13 protein-coding genes are annotated in these 15,729 nt (G+C 40.7%); 7 read left to right on the top strand and 6 right to left on the bottom strand.

What is annotated here, in order from left to right:
* Window positions 1-57: 57 nt before the first annotated feature.
* From F907_RS09840 to F907_RS09830, 3 genes are all read right to left on the bottom strand, one after another.
* Window positions 58-681, bottom strand: a complete 624-nt coding sequence (locus F907_RS09840) for a sterol desaturase family protein (RefSeq protein WP_016652063.1) — start codon at window positions 679-681, stop codon at window positions 58-60.
* 95 nt (window positions 682-776) lie between these two features.
* On the bottom strand, window positions 777-1,778 hold the full coding sequence (locus tag F907_RS09835; protein ID WP_016652064.1) for an AraC family transcriptional regulator: 1,002 nt from the start codon (window positions 1,776-1,778) through the stop codon (window positions 777-779).
* A 123-nt stretch (window positions 1,779-1,901) separates the two neighbouring features.
* Window positions 1,902-2,789: a DUF4198 domain-containing protein gene (locus F907_RS09830; protein WP_016652065.1), complete on the bottom strand. Its 888-nt coding sequence runs from the start codon at window positions 2,787-2,789 to the stop codon at window positions 1,902-1,904.
* 315 nt (window positions 2,790-3,104) lie between these two features.
* Here F907_RS09830 and F907_RS09825 point away from each other — a divergent pair, with 315 nt between their 5' ends.
* The 3 genes from F907_RS09825 to F907_RS09815 are packed head-to-tail and all read left to right on the top strand — an operon-like array spanning window position 3,105 to window position 6,778.
* Window positions 3,105-4,676 (top strand): DUF2271 domain-containing protein, encoded by a 1,572-nt coding sequence (locus tag F907_RS09825; protein ID WP_016652066.1) that lies wholly within the window; start codon window positions 3,105-3,107, stop codon window positions 4,674-4,676.
* Between the two features lie 32 nt (window positions 4,677-4,708).
* Window positions 4,709-5,299 carry a PepSY-associated TM helix domain-containing protein gene (locus F907_RS09820; protein WP_016652067.1) on the top strand — a complete coding sequence of 197 codons (591 nt, stop codon included), beginning with the start codon at window positions 4,709-4,711 and terminating at the stop codon, window positions 5,297-5,299.
* A gap of 9 nt (window positions 5,300-5,308) precedes the next feature.
* Entirely contained in the window at window positions 5,309-6,778 is a 1,470-nt protein-coding gene (locus F907_RS09815; protein WP_016652068.1) for a sulfite reductase subunit alpha, read from the top strand.
* Here the strand turns inward: F907_RS09815 and F907_RS09810 are convergent.
* Both F907_RS09810 and F907_RS09805 read right to left on the bottom strand, forming a co-directional pair.
* Entirely contained in the window at window positions 6,775-6,996 is a 222-nt protein-coding gene (locus F907_RS09810; protein WP_016652069.1) for a DUF6500 family protein, read from the bottom strand. The two genes, F907_RS09815 and F907_RS09810, sit on opposite strands and share 4 nt — an antisense overlap.
* A 158-nt stretch (window positions 6,997-7,154) precedes the next feature.
* Window positions 7,155-9,227 carry a TonB-dependent receptor plug domain-containing protein gene (locus F907_RS09805; RefSeq protein WP_032862063.1) on the bottom strand — a complete coding sequence of 691 codons (2,073 nt, stop codon included), beginning with the start codon at window positions 9,225-9,227 and terminating at the stop codon, window positions 7,155-7,157.
* 284 nt (window positions 9,228-9,511) lie between these two features.
* Between F907_RS09805 and F907_RS09800 the strand changes: the two genes are divergently transcribed.
* From F907_RS09800 to F907_RS09785, 4 genes are all read left to right on the top strand, one after another.
* Window positions 9,512-11,716: a TonB-dependent receptor gene (locus F907_RS09800; protein WP_016652071.1), complete on the top strand. Its 2,205-nt coding sequence runs from the start codon at window positions 9,512-9,514 to the stop codon at window positions 11,714-11,716.
* A gap of 314 nt (window positions 11,717-12,030) precedes the next feature.
* A complete protein-coding gene (locus F907_RS09795) occupies window positions 12,031-12,216 on the top strand; it encodes a hypothetical protein (protein ID WP_005242401.1) in 186 nt (61 codons plus the stop codon).
* Window positions 12,217-12,542: 326 nt separating this feature from the next.
* Window positions 12,543-13,862, top strand: coding sequence for an NCS2 family permease (locus F907_RS09790; RefSeq protein WP_016652072.1), 1,320 nt, complete (start codon window positions 12,543-12,545; stop codon window positions 13,860-13,862).
* Between the two features lie 113 nt (window positions 13,863-13,975).
* Window positions 13,976-14,974 carry an adenosine deaminase gene (locus F907_RS09785; RefSeq protein ID WP_016652073.1) on the top strand — a complete coding sequence of 333 codons (999 nt, stop codon included), beginning with the start codon at window positions 13,976-13,978 and terminating at the stop codon, window positions 14,972-14,974.
* A 43-nt stretch (window positions 14,975-15,017) separates the two neighbouring features.
* On the opposite strand, the gene F907_RS09780 is transcribed toward F907_RS09785, so the two are convergent.
* On the bottom strand, window positions 15,018-15,572 hold the full coding sequence (locus F907_RS09780; protein WP_016652074.1) for a cytochrome b: 555 nt from the start codon (window positions 15,570-15,572) through the stop codon (window positions 15,018-15,020).
* Between the last annotated feature and the right edge of the window lie 157 nt (window positions 15,573-15,729).

The raw sequence follows: 15,729 nt of genomic DNA on the forward strand, positions 1-15,729 counted from the left end.
CAATAAAAAAACCGAACGCAAGTCTGGTTCGGTTTTAAGCGTGCGTTGGTTTTATTCTTAAAGTGCCACTTCAATCCCATGTTTTAAATTCTGTTGATCAAATTGCGTATTGGCATCAATTTGAGCATACGCTTTTGGCAACAAGCGACGTGCTACATGATTAACTTTTTTTTCTAACCACTTTGGCATGTTGATTGCCAAGGGATTGGTTTCTGTCTCTGACGCATCCGTCATCACTCGCGTTCCCATAATGTAATCAAACCATGGCTTAGTCACACACCAGTTGGCGTTTTGGTTGCTGGTCATATGATGATCGTAGTGCCAGGGGATTCTTTTTTTTGCATACTCTGGATCTAGATGGGATTGAGCATGTACTTTCCAATAGTTCCAAATGCCGTAGTACAAACCCGCAGTAAAGAACGGTGCAACAGGCAGGAAAATTGTGGATGCAGCAGCCAAGCCGATAAGTGCCGATTTTTCATTATACATTTCCGAGTTTTTAAACATCGATTCGGCATAACCTTCATCATGAAAGCCATTTAAACGAGCACGTTTATGGTGAGCAATATGGGTAAAGAATGGACTATTTCTATTTTTGCTTGGAAATTCGTGTAACCAGACTTTGTGGAAATACCATTCCATGCCATTGGCAACAAAAATACCGACTGGGAAACCGATCATGAGAGATTACCTCGTAAAACATGATCGGATTTTAAAAAGAAAACGGTTAAAACTTTTGACAGATCTGGCAGCTTTTGATTGCCTACCGAATCAATTTAAGCCTGTTTACGTTGCCGATATGCTGTAGGTGTTTCACCAGTCCAGCGTTTAAAGGCTCTTGAAAATGCTGAGGGCTCAGAAAAGCCAGTGAGATAAACAATCTGGTCAATCGTTTCTTGGGTTTGGGAGAGTAATCGCCGTGCCAGACGTTCCCGATAATGGGCAATGACTTTTTCATAGTTGGTATTTAACAGTTGTAAATCCGCTCTCAAACTACGGGCACTGCGATTTAAATATTGCGCGACGATATTTTGATCAAACTCACCTGATTCCAATAATCCACTGGCTAGAATTTTCTCGATTTCATGAATGAGTTGATATTTTTTTAGTAACTCAAGTTGAGTTTTTGCATGATTTTCATGGATTTTTAATAATTCAGGTTCATGGGCAGGTGAAGGGGTATGCAGTAATTTTGCATCAAAATAAATACATCCTTCAGTTTGTCCTAGTTTGACATTACATCCCCAGATTTTCTGATATTCCTCTTGATTCGCACCATCTGGGTAAGGCAGGCCAATTTCAGTCGGTGTAAAAGCTCCGTCACTGATGTATTTAAAAAAATTCAATAAAATCCCGATCGCACATTCCAGATAATGCCGAACAGGATGATGCAGACCTGAAATCATTGCGGTGTGTTCGTTGATTATTTCAAGTTTGAAGGACATTGCATTGGTCAGTAAGGCTTGATAGCGAATCGTTCGTTTTAAACCTTCCCCAAAATTGGGGCTACTAAGAAAAAGATATTCAATCACCTGTCCGCGAAAGGGTGGAACATTGTGACCAATATGCAAGCCAATATCAGAATCTTGGCTGATCTGTTCTGCGGCTTGCCAAAAACGTTGCTGAGTCGCGTTATCGCGACGAACAAATTTATCAGGCGGCTGATCAGGTAAATGTACACGGGCAAAGATGGCTGCGGCATCCAGATTCATCTTTTGCATGGTCTGGTACACCATCCACAAAAAAATGCCCGCATCACTGGTTTTTCTTGACGTCATAAAACAAACTAAGTATTCGTTTTTAAATAATATACGCTGTTCTTTTTAAGATAGAAATGGATTGGAGCTAAATCTAAGGGAAAAGGGACTTATGCGGAGATCAGTCCCTATTCGTGTTTATCGTTATTCAGTGACTTCAACCGTAACGCTGTAGGTATAAGCTTGTGCAATAGGTGGTTTGGTATTGTCAGTGTTGGCTTCAGGGTAAGTGGTGGTAATTAAATAAATACCAGCTTCATTAAACTTAACTTCGACTTCACCTTTGGCATTGGTTTTTACATGGGGTTGTTCGCGTTTTGCATTGGGTTGATAACTGCTTGCGCCTTTAAATACATCTACTTCTAAATTAGGTACAGGTTTTCCATCCATCAATACCAATGCTTTGAGTGATTCACCTGAAAACAGTTCATTGGGATGGGTTGCAAACTTGAATTCAAGGCCTTTGTTGCTGACAGCGGGTAGGGTACTTGGTTTGCCTTTGGTGACAAAACTTTCTGCAAGATAGCTATTGATGGTTTGTGCTGTTTTTGCATTGCTAGGAATTTGGTCTTCTGCAATAAAGCGTGGTGGTTGATTGGTCGGCGCTGGAGTTGCTTTTTGTTCTGATTTATTGCTTTGCTGTGGCATAGGGTTGGCATTGGCTGGACGTTGTGGGCGAACCCGTAACCAACGACCATCAATCAGTGCATATTTGTTCGGGGTGCCTGTTGCATTTTGAGTGCGGAGACGATAAGTCCCATCCGTACTTAAATTGGCTTCAGCAATATTAAATTTTTTTAATTCTGCTGCGGCTTTGATGGTTTCAGTTTTACCTTCAGGTGTGGTGAGCTGATAATCTGTTTTAAAGTTGCGGCTTGCGACAAAGAATTTTTCAATAGTGATTCCACTTTGGAAACTGACATTATCTGCTTGGCTGTCGAATACTTCTGGCAATAAAAAAGGGCTTGCCGTATGAGCAAAGCTGAATGTCGGTAGCGAAGAAAATAGGGCAAGAGTGAGCAAATGACGCATGCAGAATTCCTTAAAAGAGAAATAAACAAAAATGCAAAAGATTTGCTACAATCTACTTGATAACGAGTATCAGTTGCAATATTATTCCGATAAATTTTTAATCGTTTTTATGCCATTAGACATATACAGATGAACACGTTATTTTTCTCCCTAATGTGTATCTCAAGTGAATAGAATGTTTTTGATTTTATTGAAAATAAAATTATTTCACTTTCATGTTATTTTGGTTGTAATTCATGCGTGAGACCAAGCCATTTGCTTTTCATAAAGCTCATGTATTGGCTTAGGTAAATCTTAGAAAATGGAAGCTTAACGATGTCATCAACGCAACAAATTTTTCGTCCAATTCACATCATTTTTCGTTTATCGCCGTTGATGGCAGCCATCGCTGTATTTATGTCACCTGTTACCACACTTCAGGCCGGTGAACATGCTACAAAAGATCTGCAGAGCATACAGGCTCAAGCCCAGATTCCGAGTTATAGCTTTCACCAAGATCATATTTTAGGTACTTCTTTGGATGTGGTAGTGACAACAGCCCATCAACAGGATGCAGAAAAGGTATTACAGGCGATTCAGACTGAAATTGCACGATTGGATCAGATTTTATCGGTCTGGCGTGATGACAGTGAAATTAGTCAACTTAATCGTGAACAACACATTGAGGCTTCTTCGGAACTGTATGAAGTGATTGCTGCTTGTGAACAGTGGCGTAGTGCGACCTGTGGCGGTTTTGATGCGCGTTTGGGTCAATTGATTCAGCTTTGGGAACACAGCAATCAGGTGCAAAATCTGGATGATCAAACGCAAGAAGCATTATTACGTCAGTTAAAAACACAAAGTATTGAGTTAAATCCAAAGACGAAACAGATTAAAATGGGCTCAGCCATCAAAATTGCACCTGATGCTTATGCAAAAGGGTATGTGATTGATCGTGCTTTAATCGCTGCGCAAAAGGCGGTGCCACATGTACAAGGGATCTTGATTGATATTGGTGGTGATATGCGGGTGTGGGGGCAATCACCCCAACAAGCAGGTTGGAAAGTTGGCATTCAAAATCCAGATGAGCGTTTTGACAATGCTGCGCCAGCGCAGGTTCTCAATATCAAAGACCAAGCAGTGGCATTGAGTGGCCAAGGTTATCGTTCTTTGTCGGGGCAATCGCATTTGCTTAACCCACAAACGGGGATGCCGATTCAAACCGTTGAACAATGTGTCGTGGTTGGGCAATGTGCTGCAGATGCAGATGCTTTGGCTACGGCTTTAACAGCTATGTCACCTTATGAAGGTATGCAACTGATTGAACAATTAGTCGGTTTTGAAGCGCAGTTAGTGGCAAGTGATGGTACCAGCTATCAAAGTACGGGTTGGTCTACACTTCTAGATGCCAATCAGGCAGCAGTGATGCGACATATTGCAGGCAATGCCGCAGCAACGGTTTGGCCAAAAGGCTTCCAAGCACAAGTTGAAGTAAATATTCCAAAACTTGCGGTTGAAAATTATCGTGCACCTTATGTTTCAGTCTGGGTTACGGACAGTGATAAAAAGTTGGTGCGCACCCTAGCTGTTTGGGGTAAAGATGAAAAATGGATTAATTCAAATTATGTATGGTGGCGTCGTTATGGTCGTCAAATGCCGAATCTGGATGCAGTGGCTAAACCGTCACGCCAACCAGGCCAGTATCGTTTGGCTTGGGATGGTAAAGATGAGGCCGGCAAGATGGTTGATACAGGCAAATATTTAATCCATATTGAGACCTCTCGCGAGCATGGTGATCATTCGTATCAAAGCTTTGAATTAGAAGTGGGGCCTAAAGCGGTGAGTAAAACACTTCCTGCACAAGCTGAAATTGGTACGCTGAAACTAAATTTCCAACGTGGTGCTTAATTTAAAGCCCACTCATTCATGAGGCTTGTCTCTTGTATCAACGCCGTGATTTTTACCGCCATGCTCGCTATGTGCATGGTTGGTTGTCTGCCTTTGCTTTCATTGTACTGATTTTTTTTGCAGCAACAGGGCTGTTACTAAATAATCCTAATTGGTTTAAATCATCCAATGATGAACAAACCGTAAAGCTTACTTTGCCAGCTGCCTTTGTCAGTGCCATTCAAAAACAAGAAAATCCAAGTCAATCAATTCTGGATTTTGTTCGAGATAAGCAGCCGTTGATTGGTCGCTATAAAAGTAGCGAAGTGATGGATGGTGAAGTCATGATCCGTTTGGAGAGTCCAGCTGGTTCAACTGATGTATGGGTGTTGATGGATGAAGGACAAGTGGAAATCACGCAGAAACCCGCAAGCACTGTTTCATTGCTCAATGATCTGCATCGTGGCAAAAATGTCGGTGCCACTTGGCATTGGCTCATTGATATCAGTGCCATCATTATCATTTTATTGTCCTTGGCGGGCTATATCTTATTTTTAACCATTAAAACGCGTTTAATTCAGCATGTGTTGTTAACTGCAGCAAGTTTATTGACGATTATTTTATTTATGTGGTTTGCAATTTAAGGTGAAGTCATGACTCAGGCTGTGCTGATCGTGATTGCGATTCTCGCAATCTTATTGGGTCTGCATCTTTTTGCGATTGTGTGGTTGTACTGGCAGCAAAAACAGTCGAAATCTGCTTTACAACAAGTTTCCGTTTATTTAGTGGTCTATGCCAGCCAGTCAGGACATGCGGAAGTTTGGGCAAAGCATACGGCTGAACAACTACGTTTGCTCGATGATCAAGTTATAGTTAAAGATATTCAAGATCTGAGCCACGATGATTTAATTCAGCAACACAGAATTTTATGGGTGGTGAGTACCTATGGCGAAGGCGATGCACCGGATAGTGCGCGTTCCTTTGTGAATAAATTCTTTACTGAACGTTTGGACTTGTCACATTTATCCTTCTCCGTGTTGGCATTGGGAGATCGGCGCTATGCTAACTTCTGCCAGTTTGGTCGTACACTTGAACAATGGCTAGTTCAGCAACAGGCACAAGTTTTATTTGATACGGTTTTGGTCGATCAAATGAATAGTCGTGATTTAGAGCAATGGTTGAGTGGTCTAGAACAGCTGACTTCAATACAGTTTAGCGATTTAGCTCATTCACATCCAATGCTGCAATTAAAGTTTGCCCATCGTCAGTGCTTAAATAAAGGCAGTGTGGGAGAACCCATTTATAAAGTCCAATTGATTGGTGATGAGGATTTAACGTGGTCATCTGGTGATATTCTTGAAATTCAATGTGAGAACGATCTGCATGAGATCCATGATTTTTTAGGGTCACAGCAACAACCGGTCAATGCTGAATTGACTGCTCAATTAAGCGCTCTGAATTTAAGAAAATTACCAGCAAAGGCAGAACAATCTTTTGAACAATGGGTTGAAAAATTTGAGCGTTTAGCAAGACGGGAATATTCTATTGCGAGCTTGCCTGAAAATGGCTTGATTGAGTTGGTAGTCAGACAGCAACATACCATAACAGGGTTGGGTTTGGGCTCAGGTTGGTTGACACAAGGATTGCAACAAGATCAATTGCTTCAGGCCCGGATTCGCCATAATCCAAGTTTTCATTTGCCGCATGATGACAGACCTTTGATTTTGATTGGCAATGGGACGGGAATTGCGGGCTTGCTGGCACATTTACGCCAGAGAGAACACTGGGGTTATCAGCAAAACTGGCTGATTTTTGGTGAGCGACAACAACAGTTTGACCATCTTTACCATGCTGAAATCCATTATTGGCAGCAGCATGGTTTTCTGGATCAGGTAGATTATGCATTTTCCCGAGATCAAGCCGAAAAAATCTATGTACAAGACTGCATAAAAGCACAATCGGCCCGATTACAGAGTTGGATTCATCAAGGTGCTGCAATTTATGTTTGTGGCAGTCTCAAGGGGATGGCGAGTGGTGTCGATCAGGCCTTAAAAGAGGTTTTAGGTCTTGATTTAGTAACGCAACTTAAGCAAGAACAGCGCTATCAACGCGATGTTTATTAATCGAATTCTGCTAAAACCAGTGTTTTAATCTTACTGGCTTTTTCAAAATGATCCAGTCGATGTTCCATGATCCACCAATGGGCAGCCTCCATCAGGCGCTCAGGATCATCATTTTTATTGGCGAAGAACGCATAAAAAGAAAGCCCGACATTTTCGCCTTTTTTGGCCATTTTTTCGTCGCAGACTTGGATGATTTTGGCTTTTAATTCGGTTCTCATATTGTTCTAGGCTTTGAAGGGTAAATTGGGCTGAAGAGCATAGCATTCTAAATACAAACGACCGTTATGCTTTGGTTTAATAGGTATGCTGGAATTAAAAAGCCAGCGATGGATAGGCTGACTTTAAACATTTGAATCATTCTAAAGAGAAATTAGGCTTAAAACTTTTTCTCTAAGGTTAACTGGAAGGACGGAATACTCTCATTGATTCGCGCTTGATACAGGCTACCATCGACTTGGTTGGTTAAGCGCTCTTTATAGTGAGTACTTAATAGATTATTGAGATTGAGGCTTGCTGCCCAGCCATGAGTAAAACGTTTGGTTGCACTGAGGTCTAAACTGAAACGCTGATTGGTGGTTCTATCATAGGGCTGACCATCCAAAGCTCGCGTAAATTCAGGGGTATAACTGACATTCATACTGGTTGATAGCTGCCATGGCTTATAGCTATAGGATAAGCCTGCACTGGTATTATAAGGTGCTACATCGCTGACTAGACGCTCATTATGCTGCCCATCTTCAATTTTGGCGCGAATTGTTGATACTTGCCCATTAAGCATAAATGAATGCCCAGCTTCGGTTTGTTTGAGCGCATAGCGTCCAGAGAGTTCAACCCCATAAGTCGTGGCCTGATCTTGGTTTTGTGGTCGTTCCACATAACGTGTACCTTCCAGTGCGATGACTTTCTCAATGTAATCTTTAATTTCGCGATGATACGCGGTTAGGCTGATACCACCACTCGCGGAGTCATAGGCAAGGGTTGATTCGGCTGCACGAATTTTTTCTGGTTTCAGGTTGGGATTGCCACCACGATCAGGATTATTCAGGCTACCTGCATCACTATCGGTTGAGACAGTAACATTCGGGACAAGCCGATCTGTATTGGGGCTTTTAAATGCTTGGCTTAAGTTGGTCTGAATTGACCATTGTTCAGTCAGGTCAAAACGGTATGCCAAAACAGGACTGAGATGTTGATCTTGATAATCGACCAAGCCGGAACGATTGAGCCATTCTTGACGGGCCCCTAAAGTCAAGGTTTGACGCTCGGTGAAGCGCCAACTGCCTTCAGCATAAACAGCATAACGTTGCTCATCGAGGCTTTTACTGACATTGCTGTCCAGTTCATTACTACGGGTATCAAAGCCAAATTTGACTTGGCGATCTTTATCTAACTTTCGTACACCATCATAAGCAAACCCATACTGGTTCACGGTTTCATCTGTATAGATAGTGCTGGCTAGAGAGCGAGTACGTTGTGTCTCCGTTTGACGCTCGACAGAGAGTCGAATCTTATCACTCAGGTCTTTATCTTTACGTTCATAACGGGTGTTTAAACGAATACTATCATTCTTGTCATCCTGAGTTTGATTGGCCGAATAGCCATCCATTTTGATATTGCGATAGAACAATTCTGCAATCAGTTTTTGTTGGTCATCCAGATCATATTGCAAACGGGGAGAGAACATTTGCATGGTACGGTTAATGGTACGAAGTTGCTCACGCGTTCCTGCTGCCGTTTCTGTCTTGGTGACCGAGGTGTTATCCATCCACATTTGATTGGCTGAAACACTGTATGACCACTGGTTTTCACGCCCATCAGCTTGAATGTTAATTTGTTTGCGTTCAGCTTGTTGTTCACCGCTATCACGTAAACCATAGCCTAATTTTACTGTGCCGTTTAAACGGGTATCTAGCGGTTCTTTTAAAATAATATTGATCACGGCAGAGGAGGCGACCGAAGCCTGTGCGACGCTCGGCTGTTTGATGACTTCGATTCGTTCGATCATTTCCGGAGTGATGGTATCAATGACAGACATACCGCCACGTGGGCCACCTTGAACAGGTTCACCGTTGACTAAAAAAGTGGGTGCGCCGCCACCACGAAAGCGCATTCCCGAAGCGCCACTGCCACCGCGAGGGCCTTGTCCAAAAGCGGGAATCTGAAAGCCAGCAGCGCGTCGTAATGCATCCATAACTGATTGATCCCCATATTGAAGCATTTCTTCACGGGTAATAACCGTTTTAGGTACAGCACTAATGTCATCATCTTTTACTTTTTTAGGCTCTGCTGAAGCTTTGAATGAAAGTGTTGGCAAAACTTGTGTATTTGATTCTGAGGGTGTGGAAGAGGGAGCCTCAGGCTGAGGCTCAGATGCAAAAATTGAAGCACTGATACTCAATAACGCTGTACTCAGCACACTGAGCTTTCCACAATAAACAGAATATCTCATTCTAAAACCCCAAAAAAAGATCAAATTATTTTGGCTGTAGCCTAATGTAAAATTGTGTAGAAAAATGGAATTTATAAGGACTAACTCAAAGATTTAAAAAATATTTTTAGAATTTTTCAGAAGACTAAAAAAGCAAGCCTTTATTTTAAATGAATAATAAATGGCCTGTTTAGTTAAAATTTAATGTAAAAAATGATGAAAATGAGAATGATTTTTATTAAAATTGTAATTGTTTTTTATTTTTAATCTTTTTTTAATTTTTGTCTGAATTTTTTGAGAATTTTATGCGTTATTTTTATCCAACTTTGATGAGCAAGCCCGCTTTTAAATTTAGCTTGCTTAGCTTGATGCTCCTCCAGGCCCAATATGCTGCTGCAAATGAGGCCACGTCATCAACTGCCGTTATGCCAACCATTAAAATTGAAGCAATGAGTGAGCTGGATCCGATCAAAAGCTATATCGATTATGATCAGGCAAGTGTCACCCGTAATGGCCTCAAGAAAAAAGACATTCCGCAAACCATCGATACGATCGATGTGCAAAAATATAAAATTTATGGGGCCAATGATCTGAGTGTCATGCTACAGGGGACGCCAGGTGTAACCACGACATATGACACTCGTGGCGATGGCATCATGATTCGTGGATTTGGGGCGGATACAAGTGATATCTACCGCAATGGTGTACGTGAAGGGGGCCAAGTACGCCGTAGTACTGCAAATGTCGAACGCATCGAGATTTTAAAAGGTCCTGCATCTGTGCTTTATGGTCGCGGTGCGGGTGGTGGTGTCGTGAATATGGTTACTAAGTTTGCTAATTTTGATTCAAAAAGTTCTGTGGGTGTTTATGGCGGTTCTTATGAAAATATTGGTGGTACTTTAGATATCAATCAAGTGGTGAATGATAATTGGGCTATACGTTTAGTCGGTGAAAAATCAGATACCAATAGTTTTCGTTCAGGTATTGGTACAAAACAGGCTATGTTCTCACCGAGTGTGACCTATCGAAGTGACGATGAAAAACTATTATGGACGACAGAATATACCTATGACAAATTGGATCGTATTCCAGATCGGGGACCGTCGTTTTCGGTATTAAGTCGTTTTCCTGAAAATATCTTGAGAGAAACAGGTTTTGCAACTTTATCAGATTTCATTATTGATGAATTACAAACAGTCCGTACTGACTTAAAGTACGAATTTTCGCCAGATTGGAAGCTTCATTGGGCATTAAGCTATAGACAAGCTAATCAAGATTTCGATAATTTCTTTGGAGGAAGTTATTGCACTGATAATGCAAAAGGATGCAAATCAGGCTATATCAAACAATCCTATGCTTGGCAAGAAACCATGAATAAAACGACAACAAATACCTTTGATATTACGGGTAAGTTTAATACGGGTAAATTAGAACACCAAGTAATGCTAGGAGTGGATTGGTCACATGAAGACCGAGAGCCGAAGTTGGGTAATTACTCAAGTGGTGATAAAGCCGGACTCTATTATCAGTTGATCAATCCATATAATACAAAAGACTACCAAACCTCCTTTGATCGTAGTTCTGGTCGACCAAATGCAACATCTTACACACACCAAAATAATGATAGTTTAGCATTTTTTGTACAGGACTTAATTTCATTGACACCAACACTTAAAATGATGCTTGGTGCTCGTTATGATCAATTCGAAGTTAAAACACGAGATACATTGATTGGTTCAAAAACATATGGACAATCTGTTTCTATGAATTCTGAGACATTTAGCCCGAATGTCGGTTTTGTTTGGCAACCTATCGAAAGCCAAAGTTTCTATACTTCATATAGTAAAAGTTTTGCCCCCTTTGGTGGTAGTGCAGGAGTTTCACCATTTACCAATGGAACAGTTGATTTGAGAACCGTGAATGCTGAACCTCAATATAATGAGCAATATGAAGTTGGCGTAAAAAGTGATTGGTTCAATGATCGCCTGAACACTCAGTTCTCGGTATTTGATATACGTAAAAAAAATATTCGTTATCGTCCCGATCCTGACAATCGACCTTTTGATTATGTGGTTGGAGGAGAACATCAGTCAAAAGGAGCCGAGTTCAGTTTTATTGGGCGTGTGTTAGATAATGTATTTGTTCGTGGTGGTTATGGATATACAGATGCAAAGGTAAAAGAGGATAAAGATAAGTCAGCAAGTGCTGGTCATTACTTAGCAAACGTCGCAAAAAATACAGGTAATTTATTTATTCGTTATTTGCCTGTTGAAAATATTTATACAGAGGTTGGTGCGACCTATAATGGTTCTCTTTATACGAATATTTCAAATGCCCCTGATACAAAGCTTGATGCTTGGACGCGTTTAGATGCTGCCGTCGGTTATAAGGGAGAGCATTGGGGCGCGACGTTAGCAGTGAGCAATCTTACAGATAAGGTATATTGGAGATCGAATACAATGCCAGGCACGCCACGTAACTTTTTGGTGCGTTTGAACTACCAGTTCTAAGCTAAATAGTTGTTGTGACGTTGAGCACTTTTCCGAGGGAAAGTGCTCTTTTGTTTTTACATACTGAAAATAAACTATTTTTTCTACAAGAAAGATGTGATTTATATCTATCTTATTGAATTATATAAAATGTAATTGCTAAAAAAACTGGAATATTCTAATATTTGATTGAGCGAAAATTAAGCGGAAAAATTATTAAAATAGCTATATAATTGTGATGTAGTTATCATTTGTGATTTTAATATGCGTTTTTGTTCTCGTTTTCCTTCTTTTTTGTTAGCATTAAAGAAAACTTTATAATAGAGATAATAATAATGAAGATTAAAATTGCGATTGCTTTGGCCTTTTTTGTGTTCATTTTGGGTTATGTTGCTTATGTGGATGCCCAAGCGAAGAAACGTCAAGAGCTATTAAAAATTGTTCAAGATGCTGAAAACAGCTTGAACACAATACAACATAATCCGCATACGCATTTATCCTCATATCAGCGTAGTCATTAGTTTTGGAACGGTATATGAGGTTATTCTTGACTCAATGAACTGAGATTGAGCATGAAATGCGCTTTTTTTGTATTGAGCTACTCAAGTTTTGAATAGAATCTGTTAAAATATTTGCCATTCAATAAAAAGCTGCATCTTGTTATGCGGCTTTTTACGTTTTGATATCGGAATCGGATTTATACATATCCTCTGCGTAGCAAGTGCAAAGCTGGCATATAGATTGCTTCTAGCCTTGTATACCTTTTTGTGTACATTCAAAAAAGATTGCAAACACAAACGTATAGATTTCACATTCTACGATCTTAGATTTCAACAGGTGCTATGTTATGACAACGCCTAATGCTTCGGCTGGTTTGCTAGAACGCTTATTTAAATTGAGCGATAACAAAACCAACTTTAGAACAGAAGTTCTAGCAGGTGTAACTACATTTCTAACGATGTGTTACATCATCATTGTAAACCCACTCATTCTCTCTGAAACTGGCATGGATCATGGTGCTGTGTTTGTTGCGACCTGTTTGGCTGCAGCAATTGGGTGTTTGGTCATGGGGATTATTGCGAATTATCCAATCGCACTTGCACCTGGTATGGGCTTAAATGCTTATTTTACCTATTCTGTCTGTTTGGGCATGGGCGTGCCTTGGCAAACTGCTTTAGCTGCTGTTTTTGTCTCAGGGATTGTCTTCCTTGCGATCAGCTTCTTCAAAATTCGTGAAGCAATCGTCAATGCAATTCCAATGTCACTCAAATTTGCCATTGGTGGTGGTATTGGTTTGTTCTTGGCATTGGTTGCCTTGAAAAACTCGGGCATTATCGTGGCAAATCAAGCGACTTTGGTTGGCCTTGGCGATATTAAACAACCAACCGTATTGCTTGCTTTATTCGGTTTCCTACTCATTGTTATGCTGCATCAGTTTAAAGTACGAGGTGCGATTATCATCAGTATCTTGGCCGTGACAGCAATTGCAACGATGATGGGTTTAAATGACTTTAAAGGAGTGGTTGGGGAGATTCCTTCGATTGCACCGACATTCATGCAAATGGATTTTGAAGGCCTATTTACTGCCAGTATGGTCGGCGTGATTTTTGTATTCTTTATTGTCGATTTATTTGATAGTACAGGTACTTTGGTTGGGGTGTCGCACCGTGCCGGGTTATTGCAAGATGGTAAGTTGCCACGTTTGAAGAAAGCACTTTTTGCCGATTCAACCGCAATTGTTGCTGGTGCAGCATTGGGAACTTCATCAACGACGCCTTATATTGAGTCAGCTTCGGGCGTTGCCGCTGGTGGTCGTACAGGTTTAACGGCTGTGGTGGTTGCTTTTCTGTTTATTGGCTGTTTGTTCTTGGCACCTTTGGCACAATCTGTACCTGGCTTTGCAACAGCACCAGCATTATTGTTCATTGGCGTGCTAATGATCCAAGGGATTACCAACATTGATTGGGATGATATCACTGAAGCGGTTCCTGCATTTTTAACCATCGTATTTATGCCATTTGCTTATTCAATTGCAGATGGGATAGCAATGGGCTTTATTAGCTACGCTTTGGTGAAGTTGTTAACAGGTAAGGCAAAGACTGTACCGTATATGGTGTGGATCATTGCTGCGCTTTGGGTATTTAAATTTGCTGCATTTGGCGGTTAATCCAATCTTTATTATTCTTTAATAATTCTTTGCTTGAATTACTGTTTAAGCAAAGAACCCGAAAAGGGTGTCCATATTGGTTACACCCTTTTTTCTTTAGACGTGGAGTTACTATGAATCAAATCGAGCTGATTCGTGCTTTACCCAAAGCCGAATTGCATGTGCATATTGAAGGGACATTTGAACCAGAATTGATGTTTGCTATTGCACAGCGTAATCAGATTCAGATTCCTTATCAATCTGTGGAAGAAGTGAAGCAAGCCTATAACTTCCATAATCTTCAATCATTTCTTGATATCTACTACGCTGGTGCAAACGTGCTGGTACATGAACAAGATTTTTATGATCTTGCTTGGGCATATTTCGAAAAATGTGCTGAAGATCGTGTGGTACATACCGAAATGTTCTTTGATCCGCAAACGCATACTGAGCGTGGGGTTGAGTTTGCAACCGTGTTGGCGGGTTTAAAACGTGCGTGTAAGGATGCTCAGGAAAAACTAGGGATTAGTTCTCAGTTGATCATGTGTTTCTTGCGTCATTTAAGCGAAGAAAAGGCCTTTGAAACGCTTGAGCAAGCTTTACCATTCAAAGATGACATTATTGCAATTGGTCTGGACTCAAGTGAAGTAGGGCATCCACCATCGAAATTTGAACGTGTTTTTGCCAAAGCGCGTGAGGCAGGATTCTTAATTGTGGCGCATGCCGGTGAAGAAGGCCCACCTGAATATATCTGGGAAGCATTGGATTTGCTGAAAGTGAATCGCATTGACCATGGCGTACGTTCAGAAGAGGACGAGCGTTTAATGACACGTTTAATTGCTGAAAAAATGCCTTTGACCGTGTGTCCTTTAAGTAATTTAAAACTCTGTGTCGTAAATGATATGGCTGATCACAACATCCGTCGTTTATTGCAGCAGGGTGTGCATGTCACTGTGAACTCGGATGATCCTTCGTATTTCGGTGGTTATATGAATGATAACTTTGTTGCAATTCAGCAGGCTTTGGATTTGAGCAATGATGAATTAAAACAATTGGCAATTAATTCTTTTGAGGCTTCATTCATTTCTGATGAAGAAAAACAAAAGTGGATTGCAGAAGTGAAAAAGATCTAAATTAAAAAAAACCGCGTTAAGCGGTTTTTTTTAAGCCTAAAATTTATTTAGGCTGGCGTAACATGCTAAGTAACACATTATCTTTATCAATCAGGTGATGTTTAATTGCAGCTAAAGCATGTCCAGCCACCAATAAACCAGCAAACCAAGAGAGGTAAATGTGTAAAGGTTTTACAATGGCGAGCAAGTCTGGATTATCTTGTACTAAACGTGGAATTTCGAATAAGTACAAGACTGGTGCGGGATGCCCAGCACTCCAACTAAATAAGCAGCCTGTAATTGGAAGTGCAAGCAGCATTAAATAAAGTAAGAAGTGTCCAACATGTGCCAAGGTTTTCATCATTGGTGACATGGTGTCGGGAAGTTGTGGGACAGGGTGGGTATAGCGCCAAAAAATACGGATAACCACCAGAAAGATAATGGTGGTGGCAATATTCTTATGTAGGGTAATCACATTGCCCTTAAAGCTTCCATCAACGTCATAACTGAGGAAGTTACCACTATAGAAACCAATCAACCAGGCGGCAATGAAAATAGCAGCCATGAGCCAATGAATAACTTGTGCCGTGCGAGTGTAATATTGTGCTGAGGTTGACATTGCAACATCCTGGCTTTGTTATAGGTAATTATTTTTAATAATAGATATCCCATTGAGGTTCTCCTACAGTGTAAATGTAACGGAGCGTTTTATGCTTGGAACGGTCAGAAGGGGAATCTTAAGTTATAATTGTTTTATTATGTAAAGATTATCTAGA

It is taken from the genome of Acinetobacter colistiniresistens (assembly GCF_000413935.1).
Classification (GTDB): Bacteria; Pseudomonadota; Gammaproteobacteria; order Pseudomonadales; family Moraxellaceae; genus Acinetobacter; species Acinetobacter colistiniresistens.